Genomic DNA, 19,008 nt, shown 5'->3' with positions numbered 1-19,008 from the left:
GTCGCCTTCGCTCAGATCACCGGAGACGGTGTAGCCGATCTCCGAGGAGACAACCACCTCAATGGTGGCGGTGTCATCCGCCGTCAGCGTGGTTGACGGATTCAGTGTGACCTCCGGAGCGTCCGCGAGTTGCGTGATGGTAATGTCTTCGACCAGTCGGCGATTGAGGCCGTCGATGGCGACCACCTGGAAGTCGTTATCTCCCGTCTCCAAGGCCAGTATACTGGTACCCAGTGAGAACAGATCGCCGCCGATGATCAGGTCACCCGGGACCTTGTAGTAGCCGCTCGCCTGAACCTCGACTTCGGCTTCATCGCTTCCGGTCTGATCAGACTCAGTGGTCAGGGCCAGTTCGAACGCATGGTCCTGCAGCGACATTTCGGTCTGCCATTCCAGCCAGGCGTTGCCGGTGTAGACGTGAGATACACCTTCAATGTTGGACTCCAGACGGTAGCCGTCTTCACCCAGGGTGGTCAGGGTCACATACCAGTCGGAGTTGTCGAACTCGATGCGGTGCTCGGAAGACTCGATCTGGTCACCGGAGCGCACGGCCGGGTGAACCTCAATGATTTCGTAGGACACCATGCCGACATCCGGCACCTCGCGGAGCATGCGCCCGGAGATGTTGGCGGTGTCGCCCTTAATATCGATATTCAGTTCGTTGAAACGGGCGTCTCTCACCCAGCTTTCATCATCCGCGGACACCAGTCGGCTCTCGGCCGTGGCCAGGCGGGCATCATAGTCGGTGTCAGACCGCTCGCCGAAGGGCGCATCGGCGGTGGACACCTGGAAAGACCAGCGCGACTGCGCCAGGTCGGCAATTTCGCCGTCGTCATACAGCCCGGCCAGGTCATAGTCGGGGCCGATATCATCTTCTTCGATGCGGTAGTCTTCGCCTGCTGTCCACTCGGACCACTGGACCTCAACTTCCGCTTCACCGGAGCGCTCCAGTGCGGTGGACTCGATGGTGAGCAGGGATTCCTGGTAGCGGTAGCCGCTGTCCTCATCGTCGTCATCGATCAGGCCAACCCGCAGACTGGTGGCACACCACAGATCAATCTCATCAGACAGTGTCTCGGAGCCATCGAAGTCGCCGGCATTGCTGTAATCGCAGTGGCGGGCGTCGAAGAAGTCATCGACGGATACATGCAGGCCAGTGACCAGAGACATGGGCCGGTGCAGCGGGCTCTTGTCCTGGTTGACCAAAAGGCTGGCAACGGCATCCAGTACAACAGGCGTCGCTTTCGCAGCATCGTCCTCGGAGAGGATGCGCTGTTCAGTTTCCTGTTCGCCGTTGGAATCATCAGAATCGGAACTGTCACTGGAACTGCTGGAGCTACTGCTTGAGTTACAAGCAGCCAGCAGAACAGTGAGCAGGATGAGCAAGTACTTCATTGATTGACCTCTTGCAATGGGGTTCCCGCGAAATATATATGCTATTCGAGAATATGTATATAACCCAATAAACAACCAATTATATGAAGTGCTTTAGATATATAATTAACTGTACTGCCAGACACTGCCGAGGTCAATCGTCATTCTCTAAACGCCAGCAATATGAATAAGCGCCGGCACCGAAAGCCCGGGAAGAGAAGCGGTCTAGCTATACGGCCCTAAACCTCAGTGCTACCGACAAAGCAGTGGCGCTCTGACAGTGACTGCGCCTGCGGGACGAGATAGGCATTGAGGCCATCTTGGGTAACCGGTCCAGCGTGAGCGTGGGACTCCAATACGTCATGCGTCCACCCGGAAGGCGGTGCCGGGATTCGAAAGCTCCCATCCACTCCTGCCAAGTCGGTAATCACCAGATCCCAGTAGCGGTTGGAGTCCGTCAAAATCGGCGACTCTCCCGGTCGAATATCCGTAACAAATGTGATCATAGACACAACAACAACTCCCCCTTCATTCCGGCTTGATCAATACCAGGCGTCTATACGTTTTATAGCGCTCGAACACAGCCTGGCTGCGGTGACCACTGAGGTATTTGTACTCCAGCTTGCGAAGTTTCTTTCGAAACAGCCTCTTGAACAGCGCCAGCATCCATGGGTGGCGACTAGATAGGAAGGTGTTCAGCGTTGATGCTGCAGGCGCCAGCCGCTGCGTCAGCAATTCGTCGAGCAGACGGATATTGGGACTTGTATAGGCGGTAATGTCATCGTTCTGGACACAGCGCCACTCACTTGTACCCAACCAATCGAGGAAGCCATGATACTTGTGGCCGCCGCCAAAGCTGCGGTCCCCGGGCTTGCCATCACCGCTGTGCTCGGTTTTGAAGAAGTCGCAGATCAACACCACACCACCTGGCTTGAGTAGTTCCCATGCGTGGTCAAGAGCTACTGAGTAGGGGATGTACTGGAAGCTTTCGCTGAACAGCACTGCATCGTACCGACGCTCGATTGAGGAGACCGGCAAGGCCTCCATCGTGCAACCCCAGACCTGGCTGTCCAAGCCTCGACGATGTACTCGACCTCGAACCTGTTTTTCCAGGTGCGGCGCCGGTATCACACCATCCACCTGGTGTCCCCGCTCACTCAGTGCCTCCAGCACCGCGCCAGTACCGCACCCAACATCAAGCACCCGCATGGACGGCTTGCCATGGTGCTCCAGGGTGTCGATCAGTTGATCTGTGTAGCGCTGTTGCGCCTGTTTCATGTACACAACTGACGTGTCCGGAACGGAATCATCCCAGTAGCCGTAATGCAGGTCTTCCAGGCCAGTCAATTGTTGGGCAAAGACCAGGCCAAACTCTTTGGAATCTAAGCTCATTGCAAACTCTTAATTATCTTGTGTGATGATATGGCAATTGGCGGCACCAGATCGCCACCAACTCATTATTAGTAAGTCAGGCCGGCAAGCGCCCTGCGGCCTCAATTTCCTTGATAGTCGACAGACATCCTTCTTCGTCAACGTATGCGACGTAGCACTCTTCGATGTCAAACGTGCCGTCCGCCCTCACCTGAGCCAAGTCGATGGCCGCTGAAGTCACCGAACAGTTCGTCTGATCGGAGCCATGAAAGCGCAGGCTTCCGTTGCCGAACACTTCAATGCGCTGGCCATCCATTTCGTGCTCATCGGGATTACAGGGGTTGGCATTGCACCCCTGTTCGCGATCAAAGCTCATCCAGATGCCAGGAAAAGGAAGAGATATCGGCTCCCCATCTTTGCCAGCCACAGAGCGCTGAGCAGAGGCTATTTGTGTCAGCAACTCTTCTTCGAGCGCCACGAACAGCAAGTTGACGCACGCACTCGCCTTACGGTCGGCCGCAAATACTTCGGCCATTAAGCACACAGGCTTCATGATTCCCTCTGAAATGTTGATTAGGCCACTGCCATTGGAACAGACTGCAGAGCCTGTCGTGGCGGCAGTACAACCCATTGCCAAATGCCAGGATCATCCCGACCTGCACTATGCCGACCCAGGCAAAAACAGATCCACTCATCACGCAGATAGCTTTCACCGTAAGTGCCGGCATCTACATGGATGGTCCACTCAGAGCCAACCTCACCTGCGGGCGGTGGAAAACAGTAGCCCTGATGCGCGGCGCCCTGGCCGGTGTAGGTTGCAACAGGTATCTCATCAATGAGATCCCCTCTCTGGCCAGTGGCCGGGTTGTATCGAAATACCTTCATGCACTTACCTCCAGCCAAACGAGTTTGCAGTAGGAACAACTATAATAAGGTACACATTTGACCAATGATGGCAATTATATGTAGATAACATTCGGTATTATATCGAATGCGGAGCAGAAGCCGCCCAACCGAACCCGTGAATGACAAAACCAAGACCCCGCACCAAGCAGCGCGAGGTGCCGGCCGGACGGAGCTATAGCATCCAGTCCAGCAGGTCGGTGTGCGTCACCCGGGCGCCAGGCGCAGGTTGAACGGTAGCAGAGGTGCAGCCGCCATCTGGGCTGATGGCATACGACGCTATGCTGAACGCCACATCGCGAGGGGCCACAGCGAGAATCTTATCGTCGCCATCGACCACCTCACAGACGCCAAGATAGCCCTCGGGTAATACGGAATACGCCTGGTGACCCCCAACCGCCATCGGTCCGTCTGCTATGACGACAGGCTCAGTTGCTTCAGCAAATGGATCTTTTGAAAAAGTCACTGTTAGGGTCCCTGGTATTGGAGGTGCTCACACACTAGCACCCGAGCAAAGACGGCCAAGAAGCAACGACATTTTTCTGCACCGACTAGGCTGCCACGCCCTGCGCCTGTGAGCGAGAAAAGCCCATGATGGCCCACTGCTCCGGGTCAATGGGCAGCTTTTGCTCCACGATATCATCGGCAAGATTGATCAGAGTCATGTGATAGTCGATACATGAGTTGTACACCAGTTCCCAAACCATGCGACCCACACTCGCCGCCATTGCCTCATTGATGCCATAAGCCTGTTTGCGCAAGCTATCTGCCGCTGAGCAGCTATCGCCTTCCACTTTGAAGGTTGTCTCAAGGCCTGGGTACAAGTCAGCCACATTGGGCACATACTGGGCGTGGACATCGCCAGTATGGCCGAGCACGACCTGGCCACTGGCCCTGTCGTTGCCGCTGTCGATCCAGAGCATGGACCCAAGGTCAAACTGACCAATCTCCCAGCGCAATTCAGGGCTATCCGTGCAAGTGATGAGGATTGCGCCACCAGCGGGTCCGTTGATCTGATGCTCACCAAGGATATCCGGGGAGAATGCGCAGTTACCGTATCCCCAGCCAAGCCCAGCGGCACAGTTGTAGCGCTCCACCAGCAATTGTGCCTTCGGCAGACCGACATCACTCGGCCAGAAATTCTGTTGCCCCACGTTCGCCTCACTGACGACATCGGGGTCAAGGACCGTGACGTGCAATCCAGGCATATCCAGTGCGGTCAGGCGAAAGTGCATCTTCACCAAACGCGCCAGCATCTCCGAGCCCGTACCGCCTGCCCCGACCAGAATGATCTGGACAGGTTCTCTGGCTGACAGGTCCCCGCCAAAATAGAGTTTCTCGCCCATTAGCCTATCCCCTGCAGAAATTCACCGAGTGTTTCATCGAAGGACACCAGGTCCTCTTCCAGCAGCCCAGTGTCCGCCGCGATACGGGACTGCCAGACCTTGAGCCACTGTTTGTCATCCATTGTGTCCGGGTCGCCCGCGACCACTGCCGTGTGGTTGATGTGAGAGAAGCTGGTGTCACGCATCACGCCGCGCACCAGAGACCAGTTTGCCTGGTTGGCCACAAAGTGCTCTGGCATGTCAGCCTGTCCAATGCACACTTCGCCATCCCGCCCGATGTTTGGGAGTGGTGCGTGAAACAGCGCAGTGTTCTCCGAAACCGGCCCGCCGTCATAGGCTAGGACATAGAGCCTTGAGCGAGTCCAGATATAGATCAGCGGCGGCCACTGGACGTTGTCGCAAAAAAGCCCTGCTTCACCCCGATAGTACAGGGGCGCCCAATCACCACCCGGGTCAGCAAAGACAATCATCCATTTGTCCTGATAGATCAGGGTGTCAGGAATCCGACCGGCATCAAGGCCCTGGTAAGAGCCTGACATCGACCGGCTGTCACCACCCAGCTTCAGAGACTCCTGCAGCACAGTGGCGGCATCCGCATTGGATACGCGCTTCAGGCCTCCCAATGCACCGCTGGGTTCAATGTTGGCCACCATCATGTGGTCACCACCTTCGCGCCGCAGCAACAAAGCCGTATCGGGCAGTGTCTCCACGCCGCCTGTGCCTTCGATTTCAGTGAACATGTGATGTCTCCAATTACAGTAGGGGTGGCAAGTGCCGCGTGGCCACCGCCATCGACATGGGTTGGCGACTGACGGGGAGGTCCTTCGCTCGGCGAACAAAGCCCCTCCAGTCAATAGTCACCTGTTGGCCGCCCTGCCTTGTCGTCCGGTTGTCGTCCAGCATTGCTTCGTACCGCGCAAGATGACTGGCCTTCCACTGCTCCACCGTAAGGGCATCCTCACCCATTGGTTTTGGCCGGAGGCAGATAGATGGGATAGAGGATATCCTCGCCCTGGACCTCCGCATCTTCTTCGTAGACTGTTGTGTTGCGCAGCATCGGAAAGTGCTGACTGAGCAACTTCTTGTTCTCCTGCAGCCCAAGCTCGGGCTGGGGGAACTCGACGCGGCGACTGCCTTCGATAACAAAATACGATTTCATGCTATGCCTCGCTTACAGCAGGGATGGATTGTCGTCAGAAACACCGCCACTCGCAGTGGTGGCCTCGGCCTCGGTTTCAGCGCCAGGCGCCTCTGCGTCTGCGCCACCGTCATCCGCAGCACCTTCGGTGGCCTTGTGCAAAGCCTCCACAGTGTCGTCGGTGGTCGTGCGCTCGCTGTAGCGCTGCATCGCGGCCCCGTAGGCGGGTGTTAGCTTGCCCAGTTGTTCGGACAGTTCAACGTCTGCAGTCCGGGCTTCACCCGTAAACGCGATGGGCCTGGCCAGCGCCGCACGCAACTCGTTAACCCCCGAGGCCTCCTCGTCATCCAGTGACATGGAGTGCTGCGCCATATCAACCACCTGACACACCACATGGACCTTCCCGTCCTGACCGGCTTTGATGTTGAGAATAGCCCGGTCGGCCCCAACGGTGGTGAGCAGATCGTTCAATGCTTGGATCGTATTCATGCGAATCTCCTTGGTTATTGGTCAGCTTTACGCGTTGTCAGTCAGGTAAGGGCGCGGCGCGAACCCGGCCCAATTGAAGTCAGTGCAAGACAGAATGGCCTCCAATCGCTCCTTGCTTTTCATCGCCATCAACTTCTTAAAGGCTCCCTTGCCATGCGTCCGTTCATAGAAATCGCGGAAGCTTTCATGAGGCTCAACAGCTTCACTCAGTACGATTTCCAACTCTGCCTTGGTGTAAACACTCAGGCTTTCTTCACTGGGCTGCCAGGCATCAATGTAATAGGCTGCAGACCCATCCCCACCGCGAGCCATCTTGTTAACCTGCTGAAAAACGCCATCACTGTAGAGGTCCTCACCACCGTACTTGGAAGTGGCCTGCTCAACCCACAGGTCAGACACCTTCGCCAGGGTCTCCTCAAGTTGCTCTCGGGACATCCGGCTGCAGACTTCAATCAGTTTTGGGATACTGCAGGTCACCTGCACTGATTCCAGGTCGCCCTCAAGTTTGCCGTCAAAGTTCCCGGGAAAGGCATTGATCGCGCCAGCCACCGCAAACACCAGATCGAGATTGGCAGCCTCACGGTGATCCTTGAGATATCGAGCCGCCGCCACACGCTGAATTTTGGCGTGGTAGTTCAACTGCTTTTTGGGCGTGGCTTTCGCCGTGGTCTTCTTTTTGGCAGGCGGGTTGGTAGCCCCTTGGCTGGCAGGTGCCGGAGTCGCCTCGGGTGCCGGGACCTCATGAGACTGTTCAGCGCCAGCAGACGCCTCGGGCCCGGTGGCCAGGCGATAGGCTTCTTTGGCCTGATCGAAGCACTCCTGGTTGGTGCACCGCCCCTCGGTGCAGTCACCAAACGTCTTCAGTGCCGTACTGACTATCACCGCATTGTGAGCGCAACCCGCACATTCGTTCTTCACATGCTCATCGCCCAGAACTACCGCATCAATGCGCTGGGTATCGCTCACGGGTTTGACGTTCTCTCCAATGACCGTGGCATGGTCGCTTTCAAGCTCTGCCAAATGCGCGCGGAACCACTCGCCAGACTTGGCCTTGAAACATTCCGAATTGCCACACAGCCCACCGGCCACCCCGGAGTCAAACAGGCTCTGCTGTACCTCAGAGTTGTGCGGACAGGCCACGCAGTCAGCCTTGTCGAACCGGGCATAACTCAGGGGCACCTGAACTCGGGCAGCCACGTCGCGCAACTCCTTGACCGACAAGCCCTCCACAATTACCCGGTCCAGAAGCCTCTTTTGCTCATCAGTCGCCAGTTGCGACAGAATTTCTGCATGGCCGAGGTGAATCAACTTGTTGGCCAGAGCCGTCAGAACGCCTTCATGGCAGTTTTTCAACTGAACGTAGCGGCGAAGCTTGGACTCGCTGACCCCAAGGAACTCAGCAGCTTTGTTGAAGTCACCATCAAAATTGCCTACCAGGGCCGCGTATTGTTCGATGAGTACTGCATCATTCAGGTCCTCACGCACAGCGTTCTCAGCCAGCATAATGTTTTTCGCCTGCCGGTCGTCCACCAGGCGAACCATCACCGGCACCTGCGCCAGCCCAACATCCTTGGCCGCCTCCCAGCGACCATAACCTGCCAGTACCTGATAAACCCAGCCGCCCTGCGCCTGCACTGGGCGAACCACCAGATTCTGGTTGATGCCTTCGGCCCGAATGCTCTCCTTCAGTTCGGCGAAGGACCCGGGGTCACGCTGCAAACGGAAGTTCCCCCAGGGTGCGGGCACCAATTCGTCAATGCCCAGCGTCATCAGCGCCCGGTTCTCAATGACTTCACCGTCTATGGTCACGCCCACGCCCTTCTGCTCTGCTACAGTCATGCCGACTCCTTTAATGTGTTCTCAAGCCGCCTGGGCAGCGGGTGGGTTTATGGGTCTGGTGCGAAGTGCTTCGCACACTGATTCATCATCGAAATTTGATGCAAAGAACAAGCAATCAAGGACGGCCATACGCCTGACAAATTCCATCAGAAACAGCCAGGCAGTGCCGTCTTCAGGCAGGCTGCTCATTGCCGTATCACTCCACTCCTGCATGCCCGCAAAAAGCATATCCAGAAGATCGCTGGACCACTCCCGGACCAGATCACTCTCTTCATCGCAGGCCGTGAGTCTCGTAGTATCGGGAAAGCGCTTCAGGGACATTGGCCGCACAACCGGATCACCCCCTGATGTGATGATGTTGGAGAAATCCTGATCGGACATGTAGGCCAAGCCATTGGCCCACTGGGTCACTTGCCCCAGCAGGGGTTGGTCAACATCTTTCTTCGCATCCTCGCGCAACAGCCATCCCCACTTTTGCGCCAGCAGGCTGAAACGGAAGGCGCTAACGCAGTCTTCGTGCGCATCGACGCCATACTGCAAATTCTCAATGAAGGCCTCAGGCACCAACTCGCAGAGCGTCTTCGCAATATCACTGCAGCCACTGGCATCGAATGAATCAGACATCACTTCAAATAGCGCTCGCTCAACATCGTCTTCACTGCGCTCGCGGACAATAAACAGCGCCTGCTCAACCGCTTCCAGCGAGAACTCCTCGACAAACTCTATCTCCAGGTGCGGTCCAGACATCAGCAAATTGGCGTGGAAGAATTCAAAATTGACTCCGTCTGGAAGCCATCGGGAGTACTGCTGGGCAATGGCTTTGAGAATCGCTCGAGATTGAGCCCCCCGGTCGACAACGTCCACGCTGGCCACCTGCAGCGTCCCGTTACACGCCAGCCACAGGCCTTCTGTATCGAGCCTCAGCAAGAAGAAATGCATGGAATTGGTGCCAAGATGCCAAGGCTCATAGGAGTCATCCTGGGCCAGCAAGGGACACGAGGAAACGGTGGCCACATACTCCTGCTTTAGCAGGGCACCCAAACGCTGTAGCGTGGTATCCGCCAAATCTCCCAGCGCGACCTCAAACACAGCCTCGCTGTCCTTAAAGGCAGGCAGATCAAGATCACTTGCTATGCCCGCCTCCTCGGCCAGATCAAGAACGCTTCTGACCATGAACGGCGTAACACCTCTATTACCCCAGTAAGTGCCCTCCCTGGCGCCACCGTGCATGGCCACCAGGTCGGACCAATTCGGGATGCGATAGCCAGTAAAAGAGCTGCTGTGCTCGCTTTCACACGGCGTGGTTGGCTTGTCTGCGATCTGATTCATGTGCCCATAATCCCACGGAGGCCCAGACAGCGGAGCAAGCCATCACCCGCAATGACGGACCAAGCCCCTGCGCAGAGCGAAGCGAAGCGCTGGACAGCCCAAACCCTGCAGGGCCACCCTGGGGATTCCATATCGCTATACCCAGGGTGCGCACAAAGAATGGCTCTTGGAGGGCTTTCTCTCCGGTGCACGATGGCGCTTGGTCTTCCTCTTGCCGTTCAGTGCCGCAGAGACCACAGAGCGACTACGGCCCATTGCATGGGCGATTAACGAAGGCCCCTGGCCACGCCTGTAGCGCTCCCACATTTCGTTCAGTTCTTCCTGGCTAACCTGGCGTGCGTTACCGCGCATTCCTAAATCCTCTCCGCATACACAGCCAGGTCAGGCAACCTCTTGGCCTGACACCAGGGTGAAGAACTTTGCTTCACTATCCGCCTGCTGCAGGTCATCAAGCTCGTCTGCAGACAGGTTGAAACACTGGGCAAAATGGCGATGCGTACTCTCAATCGACCCGAATGAAATCGAGACAGTATCATCGTCATCGCCGGCCTCCCGTCCCTGCCAGAGTCGATAACGGTGCCCGTTGATCCGCTCACCATAAGCCCAGACGTCGTTTGCCGGCTCCGGGGAGGAGTCATTGGCTTGCAGGGTGACGCTGCCTGGATCAGACGCCACTACCGTCCCTCCGCAGTAGTCGGCCACCAGCCCAGCGAGATCGTCACGAAACCGCTGATTGACCTCGGCATCATCCAGGTGCCCTACATCTGAGGGATTTAGCAGGAGCTGGCGCACGATGTGCGCCAGCGCGTAATTGTCGACAGTGTGATTCGTGCTCATGACGCTCTCCTCGAGTTATCAGTGAATGGTGTGCTGGGCAGTGTCAGTCGGCCCCGCAAGACTCAACACCGAAAGCACCCTTTGGGATCTGCCAGCCCGGAGGCCTCTATTGATGAACACCCGTGCGAATGGCACCGTATGGAAAAACCGAACGCGGTTCTGGTTGTGGCCCCTCACGGTAGTCTTCTGACACCACCTGATAGCGCGGATTGGCATTCCCGACCTTGACAACCTTTTGGCCCGGTGCGCACCATGCCTCGGCATCCTCCGGTGTCTTGTGGTGCTTGACCATGTTTGTTTGGCCCATGCCGACACCGCTCAAACCGGCCCACAGAATCTGATCGTCTGGCCACCCCATGAATCCGCTTTCCAGCCCTCCTTGCATTTCGCCACGGTCCCGCCCGTGGGCGTCCAGAAACTGGCGAACACTGAACCATTCTTGCGTGCCACGAAACTCGATAAGGCCGCTCTCTTTGTCTCTGCTGTAAACATTCAATTGAATCATTGGTTTCTGCCTCGTGCTATCTGCGACGATTAATCGCCGCGTGATTGGTCGATAGTGCTTCCACCATCGCACTGAATGGAGTGTCAGTCGGCCCCGCAAGACTCGACACCGAATGCACCCTTTGGGATCTGCCAGCGCTGCCCTTCCGGCAGCATGATGGGCAGGGTGTACTCTGTCTTCATGGCCTGCTCCAGAGCTTCAGCGTCATCAATCTCAAGAGGCTTGCCGCGTGTGGCTATATCCACAACGTCGATCCGATCCCGGCTGATGGTGGTCTTGAACTCGTGCTCATAGGCCTGGATGGCTCGCACCCGCTCAGGGAAGTACTCGCGCATCGTTGCCCAGATCCTCGGGCCATTATAGATACACGTCATACAACTACTCCGACCCCATCCAAGCCTGTAGGGGACAGGCGGGATGACCCGATGGCGCTCAAGGATGGCCCAGACCTCTTCCTCGCTCCAGTGCAACACTGGGCGCCAATGATCGACGTGACGACTGAGCTTGCCAGAGCGGCGGTCACAGAAATGCGGTTCCAGTTGGTTGTACTTCGCTCGCCCGGAGGACTCTTCACGCCGCTCACCAGTGATGAACAGCGTGCGCCCACGATTGAAGCGTTCCTGGTTGTTGATAGCCCGGCGTCCAACATCGATCTTGAGGGCGCCGCTGCACCAGCGGGTCTGGAGGTCCATGGACACCTGTGGAAACCGGCGCCGGGTGCCTGGCTTGGCGCGGGTGGTATTGCGCTCCAGTCGCTTTACTCCGTCCGGCGTTTCGATGACATGGGGTTTGGAGAAGGACTCGTGCTTGAGCATCTCGCCCTCAAAGCCACCCTCAAGCCAGGAGAAGTAGAGCGGCACGCCGAATGCCTCGGCCAGCTTGCGGTTGTAGTCCGCCATGAACAGCCAGTCCATCAGAGAGCTACCTTCACGGCCATCCACGTCGTGGTGCCACAGCTCGATCTTGGAGCGGTCTACACCAGACTCCAGGATGGAGAGGAAGGCTGCCCAGCCGTCCTTGCCGCCACTGTGGCAGACCACAATGTGATCATAGGAGTCCAGATCCACTTCCGGGCACTCAAAGTAGACACCAACCGGAGTCAGGGACTCATCAACGCCCCACATGTCCAACTGAGCGCCAATGGCAGGAATGATCACCTGGTCGTCATACTTGTGAGTTGTCATAGCATCAAGGCCTTCGTTCGAAACGATGACGCTATTGTCTCAACAGAAGCGGCCCGCAGAGGCGGAGACAGGCCCGACATGCCCGATCAAAACTCCCCGCCGAGCGCAGCGAGGCGGTGTACGGACGCGCCTGCTTAGGCCTCCGTAGGTAGCCAGGTGATGGTCTGTGGGTGGGCGAGGTGATAGTGATCTGGGGCGATGACGCCCAGACGTTTGGCGATCTGCACGATTTGACTATTGCGGCCTATTTTCTCCAGTACTGCTTCGGCGCCGGCGCACACCGAAACATCAGTGGGATCGTATGCGCCTTCCTCGGCAAAGTTTCTTCCGTCGTTCCGATACACTGTTTTGTGGCAACTGAAGGTCGGATCGCCGCCTCGCAAGAGGCCGTTCAGGATATCGTCACGCCGGCCGGGGGCCAGATCGATGGCATTGCCGTCGCAGCGGAAAGGACAATTTGCACATGGTTTGGTGACGGAAAAAATGCGAACACTGCGAGGATCATTGTCCATGTCGAGGCCTGTTATAAATGGTCAGTACACAGTACAATGGTAATATACTATATACAAGAGTGCCATAAATGCTCACGCTCCGCAGAAAGCAAAGAGACATATTCCGTCCCCGACTGGCCCCGGCCGCCCAACTGTACGACGCCTTTGTGGAGGCGGCATCCCACCGGAACAAGGCTGATGGACTTGAGTGGATCGAATTTGAGATTGAACAGGTTCATAAGGAAGCCTTGCGGGTCGCTGAGCGTTACAACTTTCCTGCTCCCTCTCGCGACGACGTGCGAAAGGCCAGTGACGAAGCGTCCGGCCATGCAGACTATGGGGCAAAGTTCGCTTTCTATGTATTGGAAACTATGGCGCAACCTCCGTGGCCACACGAATGGCTGCGCCACTGACCCAGGATGTTGCGTGACATAGGGGCTGTACATATGTACAGTTATGGCTTGACAGATAACTGCAGGGGATCAAGATGAACTACGCTGAGGTGGGCAAAGCTTTGGAAGAAACCGGAAAGAAAATCCAGAAGGCGAACAACCAACTCGATAAGGTTCTGGAAAAACTCGTTGAGTTTGAAGATTTGTCCGAACGAAAAAGCCATGCAATCGAGCAGATCAATGGCAACCAGATTCGTGATGCGATTGCCACTCTGCAGGGCTTGGAGAAGGATCAATTAAAGGCTGAGAAGCTGGCTGTTGACGAGACCCGGTTGAGAGAAGAGATCAAGGCATTGATGGCTGAGGCCGAGAAGACTGTTGCAGGCAAGACGGAAGAAGCCCCTGCGCTAAGTGTTGCAGGCGGCAAGGAAAAGGCAGCCTGAAGACCGATGCCCGCCAAGGGCGGCCAAGGCCGCCCACTCCCATCCAGGAAGACCTTCGCACCACCACTCACAGACCTCCCGAACAATCCCTGTTATTCCGGCACGAATGGTGTGTGCGGAGTGCCTTTAGGCAATTCGCTGGGCGCCGGCGAATTGTGAAACTGGATCGAAGAGACCCGCTCAAGCGACCATAGAACACCCCGCGCCCTCCCCTCTGCGAGCGCTCTCTGGCCAACATCGGCTCGCCGTGCAGAACGATCAACCAGGATCAGGTGAAAGCATTTGGTCGGATGGTCCAGGTCAACTGGAAAGACCGCCAACCCAATCTCTCTGGCCACCGTCTCTTCAGGAAGAGACGCCGGCAAGCCTACGATATCGCCAAGGAACACAGAAGAGCTCGATGCCGGCAGCAGTGCAATGTCACAGAAGTGAATCGCCCGGTCGAGTGCTCCTGTGTTGAGGAAAAATCGCTTGTGCGGCAAATCATCGATTGTGGCCGAAGAACCGAGTTTCTGGGCTAGGTGACAGGCGATAGCAAAATGGTGCGACGCATCTTTGTTCTCAAGCCACCAGCGCTCTGACCAACTGTCAGTGACTGCTGCCACGCCTGAATCAGTGCGCGCCCTGACGTGTGGCATCGCGCTCATGAACATCTCTTCATCGGATAGGTCGGCCCAACCAGAAAAATCCGGACTCTGGAGAACTATCCTCGCCCAATCAGATAACGTACTGGGTGTGTTTTCAGGGTCGGCCCAATCTCCTGAAAACGCGCGGGACGCCATGCACCCTGAGAATTGTGTCAGTGCTCGAAACGAAGCCCAGTGCTCAATCTCGACCCACTCCCGAAGCGCTGCGATCGCCTGGTTGTGACCATCACGGTACCCTGGCCTTACGCGCAAGGAACTGAAGCCTTCCAGTGCTAGCCGAGACCGACCGTTGACGTGATACGACCAGCGACTGGGCAGATCCGGCAGGTCTTCACGAAGCCGAATATTGCCGACGAGATATGAGTCTGGCATAACGCTACGAGCCAGAGCATTGACTGCGCCGTGGATATTGCCCATTGATAGTCCTCCAATAGTTTTGATTCAGTTTCCAAGGTTTGCGACCAAGCAGGGCTATTCACACGGCTGCCATGATCAGGTCCTCAATATCAAATTGGTCGCCAGTGTCTGGTTCGCCGCCAGACACATAAGCCGGGTGCTGTCGTAGGGAATTTGGGTCAGACACATCATAATGCGCTACCACATCACCCAGAGCGTGGCACCGCAACTGCGCATCAGCCAACTGGGACTGGTAGCCTCTGCCGGCACGGATGACACCAGTCTGAACCAGCCACTGAAGTTCCTGAGCACTTGACTTGGAACCATCGGCGAACTCCATTGCCCACCACCAAATGAAATCGGCACAAACATGGATATAGGCGGGATCAGTGATTGCTGCAAGGTCAACAGCGATATGGTCCGCATAGCCAATCACATCATGTCTACGGCCATCGCCAGAGACGTAACTGCTCTCAGCTGATGCGTTCAAGTCAGAACGACCATCGGCTCCAGACGTGTCCGCAAACATCGCCACCACAGGGTCGAAATAGGAAGCCTTGGCGCCAGAATCTGAGCCAGCCACATTGATTCGGCCGAAATTGCGCTTCATCAAGTGCGGCTCTGCCGCTGAGCGCAGTTTCTGTATTTTGTCCTCTGTCACTACCTCACAGACCGACAGGTCAGCGGTATAGCGGATCTCGCCATCGCAAGTGAAGTAGATACCAAATTCCTCAATGATCCGGATTAGCGAACCCGGCTTCTGGACACCATATCGGGCCCAGAAAAAACCGATCATCAGCAACTGCTCTGCATCCATGATTGGCGGGAACCGGCGCGGCTTGCCGGAGTTTTCAGACCAGCGGTCTTCCATCATGTCCACCGACAAAACCCAGCGCAGCAACTGCTGCTGCCATTCCGGAGAATACGCCCCAGCCGAAATCGACAAACAACCATCTGCATCAATGGCCCGAGTCAGCCAGGTACGGTTGCGGCGCACGTCATGGCCCGCCCGAATGGCTTCGCTGAGCATCACAAGAGGCTTCAGTTCCGGCCACCGGTCCAGCATCGACCACAGGCTGTGATCCCGGCTCACCTTCTGGCAAATCCAACACCCTGTCCGCCCACCGCTGCAGGTGTTCCCTGCCTGACCAAAAGTCGGGTCGACGGCACCGATTGAGCAGGTAGACTCGCCCAGCCCCTCATACAGAATTATGGTTGGAACAAAATCAGAGAAGGTCTCAAAGCCAATGCGGTTGGCGTCATGAGCCCCATTGAGGAACTGCCAGACATCACCCACAGTCCAGTCAGCAATAGGCGACAGCATCCATTGGCCGTCGCCAGACAGGTATGGCACATCAAACCGCTCTCCGCGGCCTCGCATACGCTCGCCACGCGTTTGTGACTCATCATAGCGAGTACCGATCAGGGTCAGAATGCGGCCTGCCCCATAGTGCTTGCTGAGTTCGCGCTTGGCCAGATCCATCGGACGTTTCTTCAGATCGATCGTGCAGGCGGACGAGCCGGACGGAGTGCTGGCGATGCCTTTGCCACCGATCATCGAGACCAGGTAAGCATCCTGCGCCCTGGGCATCACAAAGCGCTGCTGTACATCAAGTCCTTGCGCCCGCGCCCAGGCGAGCATTTGCGAACTCATCTCATGCGCCAGCAATGTAACCTTGGGATTCTCCGCGCGAGTATCTGCAGTCAGAACCACTACCTTCTTGCTCACGCCGGTTCGGGCCTTGTAACGACGGACAGCCTCAAGGCACAGCGCCAGCATCGCCCCGCTATCCTTCCCATAGCTGACCCCGGGCGCCAGAACATCGAAGCCTTCCAGAGCGCGCTCAATGCGCAGAATGGACTGCTCAAGCAAGTCTGGAAACGGCAGGCGCGAACAGGCCTCAGAAACAGTGGAGTCTGCGCTGTAGAAAAGATCGTGCTGCTGCTCGGCCATAATGAGTCTGCTGCCATAAATTCGTATAGCAACAGCATACTGGCTAGCGAGACAGCGGCCGGCGCCACACCCACCGACATTTATCCTCACCACCCAGCGCAGAGCGCAGCGAAGCGCCCAAAACGGCAAGGCCGACCGCTACACCAAGATGTTTTGTCGTTAATATCGCCGCCCAGATGAACAACAAAGTGGTTTGTCGTTCATCCGTGAGCGACATGTTCATTTCTAAGCGGCGATTAAGGCTGAAACCATACGGTGTGCGCCTATCCGTGGCCCAATGTTATCTTCCTTCGCATAATTCCGCTTGCCTTCGAAACCTTCTACCTCTGCCTGCTGCTCGGAGGTCATCGTTTCATAAGGCGCTTGACCGTAGTCCTTGAACAGCCAGTTTCGGCGGGTGCCCACGAAAATGTTCCATCTGCGCAATGCATCAGTGTCCTTGAACACCAAGTGTGTCGTGCCCTTGCGGTATATCCGGATTTTGAAGAAAGTTGACTCGATGCTATCCCCTGTGGCGCCTTCCTTCACTGCCGTTGCGATGGCCTCCAGTATCGACACAAAGTCTTGTTGCCCTGAAAAGTAGGACAGCACCTTGTCCAAGTCATTGAGGTCATCTTCGCCGTAGCGACTACGGCGAGATGGACTAGAGGAAAAGCGGTGGAAGATATCATCGAAAAAATTAACCGGCAGAATAATCTTCCGGCTGATCTTGCGGGCATCATTCGTCTTCCAGGTGCTATACAAGTAATAATTTTCCCCACAGTTCGAATAGTAGCTATGCGTTGAAGTGACCGTGTCGAACAATGACTCAATGGTTGCTTCCAGAGCCTCCCGGTAGCCCCCAACGATGCGTTCCAGGAATGCGTGAACGTTGCGCTTATTGAATGCCATCTTGGAGTTGATATTGATCTGCTCCCGGATAGTCGCTTCAGCAGCACTGGTCAGGTATTTCTGCGCCTGGGGCATGTCGAGGACCTGGCTCCAGTATTGCTCGCGCAGTTTCTCCAAGAAATCCGCACTTACGTCGTCCACATCCTGCTGGCCGCTCATTCGGCCATCCCAATCCTTTGTGGATAGGAATAGCGCCTCACCCAGCAAAGGCGCTCGCCGACCAAACGTTTCGATCATGTCGAGACCGGCTCCCCGCGCCACTTCATATCGTTCCACCAGAGCAGCAACGGGGTCACCCTGAGCAACTTCATTGCCGATCACCTGCTCATCACGCTCTGGGCGAAACTTATCCGCTTCCATATCAGCAAAGTACTGCTGATTGTGTTTGCGCTGGCCCATGTTGATCGTGACCAGGGCGACCTCTACCGTGGTGGCGCGCTCTGCCTCACAAAAGGCCTGTTGGAAGTACTCCACGTCGGCGCCCAAAGCTTTGAGCCGAGCCACGAGATCCTGCCGAATGATGGTGTAGGGATTACGCAAGGTCTCCGCGTTCAGCAGGCAAACGATCTGCCCGGAACCTTTCATGATATCGATGGCATGTAGGAGGTGCTTGTCGCCATCGGCAAATGGGGGATTGAGCACAACGGCTTGAAAACCATCGCCGCCCCAGTACTGGAGGAAATCGCTATCTACGACCTGGTGATCTTGTTCGCGCAGAACAGCCTGCAAGCCCGGGTCAATTTCTATGGCAAGCGTCTTGATGCGCCGCCCCGTCCTCGGCGTTACAAACACATTCAGAAGGTCACCCTTCCCCGCACTGCCATCAAGAACTCGCCGCACCCCAGACATGTCGAGCTTCGACTTGATGTAGGCTGCAAGTTTTTCCGGTGTGGGGTAGAACTGATAGCCAAACATGGCTCTCTCCGTTTTAATACAACTGGTCATCGATGACCTGGACTTCGGTGGCAAGAAAACGAGCCCAGAAAATACCGCCCTCGGCAGACCCGAATGCCGTCACGTCTGCGACACCCGAACCCGGAGCTTGCCTCACCAAGTAACGTTCACGCTAATACCAATACCGAGCAGTGCAAGAACGCCATAGAGGAGGCCAATTACAATACCCAACACAATAGCGGAAAGGGCAATGTACGCAGGCCACCGCAGGATGGGCGAGAGGAAGCTCGCCGCTTCGTAGGCTCCGAGGATCAAGCCGAAAAAACTCAGCAACAGGTTCATGAAAACACCTCCTAAGACTCGTCGTTCATCTGTGTCCATTGTGCCTGACCAGCAAGACGCCATGCGCCAACAAAGCCAGGCATGACCAGACAATAACCATCCCTGAGCGGCAGCGAAGGGACACCAAAGGCAGGAAGGTGACACACAGGACAAGTTAAGGACGCCCAGGCACAGTGACGCCCAGCGTTAAGGAACCTCTGAATAATCGACTCAGAGACTCGGTAATCGACATTTCGGCCAAAT

General features: G+C 56.4%; 21 protein-coding genes. 2 read left to right on the top strand and 19 right to left on the bottom strand.

Features of this window, described 5'->3' with window-relative positions; genetic code table 11:
* The 15 genes from LAT62_RS11300 to LAT62_RS11230 all read right to left on the bottom strand — a co-directional run.
* On the bottom strand, positions 1-1,395 hold a 1,395-nt coding region (locus tag LAT62_RS11300), incomplete at its 3' end, for a hypothetical protein (protein WP_293383596.1).
* A gap of 218 nt (positions 1,396-1,613) precedes the next feature.
* Positions 1,614-1,880, bottom strand: a complete 267-nt coding sequence (locus tag LAT62_RS11295) for a hypothetical protein (RefSeq protein ID WP_293383593.1) — start codon at positions 1,878-1,880, stop codon at positions 1,614-1,616.
* A gap of 22 nt (positions 1,881-1,902) precedes the next feature.
* A complete protein-coding gene (locus LAT62_RS11290) occupies positions 1,903-2,766 on the bottom strand; it encodes a class I SAM-dependent methyltransferase (protein WP_293383590.1) in 864 nt (287 codons plus the stop codon).
* Between the two features lie 76 nt (positions 2,767-2,842).
* Positions 2,843-3,280 carry a hypothetical protein gene (locus tag LAT62_RS11285; RefSeq protein ID WP_293383587.1) on the bottom strand — a complete coding sequence of 146 codons (438 nt, stop codon included), beginning with the start codon at positions 3,278-3,280 and terminating at the stop codon, positions 2,843-2,845.
* Between the two features lie 38 nt (positions 3,281-3,318).
* Positions 3,319-3,630 carry a hypothetical protein gene (locus tag LAT62_RS11280; protein WP_293383584.1) on the bottom strand — a complete coding sequence of 104 codons (312 nt, stop codon included), beginning with the start codon at positions 3,628-3,630 and terminating at the stop codon, positions 3,319-3,321.
* Between the two features lie 569 nt (positions 3,631-4,199).
* Positions 4,200-4,994: a PRTRC system ThiF family protein gene (locus tag LAT62_RS11275; protein ID WP_293383581.1), complete on the bottom strand. Its 795-nt coding sequence runs from the start codon at positions 4,992-4,994 to the stop codon at positions 4,200-4,202.
* The gene (locus tag LAT62_RS11270) at positions 4,994-5,734 is read right to left on the bottom strand and encodes a hypothetical protein (RefSeq protein WP_293383579.1); all 741 of its coding nucleotides are present in this window, start codon (positions 5,732-5,734) and stop codon (positions 4,994-4,996) included. Before LAT62_RS11270 ends, LAT62_RS11275 begins: the two co-directional genes overlap by 1 nt.
* A 218-nt stretch (positions 5,735-5,952) precedes the next feature.
* Positions 5,953-6,153 carry a hypothetical protein gene (locus tag LAT62_RS11265; protein ID WP_293383576.1) on the bottom strand — a complete coding sequence of 67 codons (201 nt, stop codon included), beginning with the start codon at positions 6,151-6,153 and terminating at the stop codon, positions 5,953-5,955.
* 12 nt (positions 6,154-6,165) lie between these two features.
* Positions 6,166-6,621: a hypothetical protein gene (locus LAT62_RS11260; RefSeq protein ID WP_293383573.1), complete on the bottom strand. Its 456-nt coding sequence runs from the start codon at positions 6,619-6,621 to the stop codon at positions 6,166-6,168.
* A 27-nt stretch (positions 6,622-6,648) separates the two neighbouring features.
* Positions 6,649-8,460 (bottom strand): ParB/RepB/Spo0J family partition protein, encoded by a 1,812-nt coding sequence (locus LAT62_RS11255; RefSeq protein ID WP_293383570.1) that lies wholly within the window; start codon positions 8,458-8,460, stop codon positions 6,649-6,651.
* 21 nt (positions 8,461-8,481) lie between these two features.
* Complete coding sequence (locus LAT62_RS11250; protein ID WP_293383568.1) at positions 8,482-9,789, bottom strand: hypothetical protein; 1,308 nt, start codon at positions 9,787-9,789, stop codon at positions 8,482-8,484.
* Positions 9,790-10,170: 381 nt separating this feature from the next.
* Positions 10,171-10,626, bottom strand: a complete 456-nt coding sequence (locus LAT62_RS11245) for a hypothetical protein (RefSeq protein WP_293383564.1) — start codon at positions 10,624-10,626, stop codon at positions 10,171-10,173.
* A gap of 106 nt (positions 10,627-10,732) precedes the next feature.
* Positions 10,733-11,131 (bottom strand): hypothetical protein, encoded by a 399-nt coding sequence (locus tag LAT62_RS11240; RefSeq protein WP_293383562.1) that lies wholly within the window; start codon positions 11,129-11,131, stop codon positions 10,733-10,735.
* A gap of 83 nt (positions 11,132-11,214) precedes the next feature.
* A complete protein-coding gene (locus tag LAT62_RS11235) occupies positions 11,215-12,315 on the bottom strand; it encodes a phosphoadenosine phosphosulfate reductase family protein (RefSeq protein WP_293383559.1) in 1,101 nt (366 codons plus the stop codon).
* A 134-nt stretch (positions 12,316-12,449) separates the two neighbouring features.
* Positions 12,450-12,827 carry a hypothetical protein gene (locus LAT62_RS11230; protein ID WP_293383556.1) on the bottom strand — a complete coding sequence of 126 codons (378 nt, stop codon included), beginning with the start codon at positions 12,825-12,827 and terminating at the stop codon, positions 12,450-12,452.
* Positions 12,828-12,895: 68 nt separating this feature from the next.
* Between LAT62_RS11230 and LAT62_RS11225 the strand changes: the two genes are divergently transcribed.
* Together LAT62_RS11225 and LAT62_RS11220 are read left to right on the top strand one after the other, a co-directional pair.
* Complete coding sequence (locus LAT62_RS11225; protein WP_293383553.1) at positions 12,896-13,219, top strand: hypothetical protein; 324 nt, start codon at positions 12,896-12,898, stop codon at positions 13,217-13,219.
* A 74-nt stretch (positions 13,220-13,293) separates the two neighbouring features.
* Positions 13,294-13,641 carry a hypothetical protein gene (locus LAT62_RS11220; protein ID WP_293383550.1) on the top strand — a complete coding sequence of 116 codons (348 nt, stop codon included), beginning with the start codon at positions 13,294-13,296 and terminating at the stop codon, positions 13,639-13,641.
* A gap of 92 nt (positions 13,642-13,733) precedes the next feature.
* Here LAT62_RS11220 and LAT62_RS11215 read toward each other — a convergent pair whose 3' ends face one another.
* The 4 genes from LAT62_RS11215 to LAT62_RS11200 form a co-directional block, all read right to left on the bottom strand.
* Positions 13,734-14,705 (bottom strand): DUF6685 family protein, encoded by a 972-nt coding sequence (locus LAT62_RS11215; protein ID WP_293383547.1) that lies wholly within the window; start codon positions 14,703-14,705, stop codon positions 13,734-13,736.
* Between the two features lie 58 nt (positions 14,706-14,763).
* Positions 14,764-16,638 carry a phosphoadenosine phosphosulfate reductase family protein gene (locus LAT62_RS11210; RefSeq protein WP_293383544.1) on the bottom strand — a complete coding sequence of 625 codons (1,875 nt, stop codon included), beginning with the start codon at positions 16,636-16,638 and terminating at the stop codon, positions 14,764-14,766.
* A 225-nt stretch (positions 16,639-16,863) separates the two neighbouring features.
* Positions 16,864-18,444, bottom strand: coding sequence for a DUF4942 domain-containing protein (locus LAT62_RS11205; RefSeq protein ID WP_293383541.1), 1,581 nt, complete (start codon positions 18,442-18,444; stop codon positions 16,864-16,866).
* Between the two features lie 132 nt (positions 18,445-18,576).
* The gene (locus LAT62_RS11200) at positions 18,577-18,765 is read right to left on the bottom strand and encodes a hypothetical protein (protein WP_293383538.1); all 189 of its coding nucleotides are present in this window, start codon (positions 18,763-18,765) and stop codon (positions 18,577-18,579) included.
* Positions 18,766-19,008 lie beyond the last annotated feature (243 nt).

This window comes from Natronospirillum sp. (genome assembly GCF_022565775.1).
Classification (GTDB): Bacteria; Pseudomonadota; Gammaproteobacteria; order Pseudomonadales; family Natronospirillaceae; genus Natronospirillum.
The sequence above is the reverse complement of the archived record's forward strand: the minus strand, read 5'-3'. Positions and strand labels throughout refer to the sequence as shown.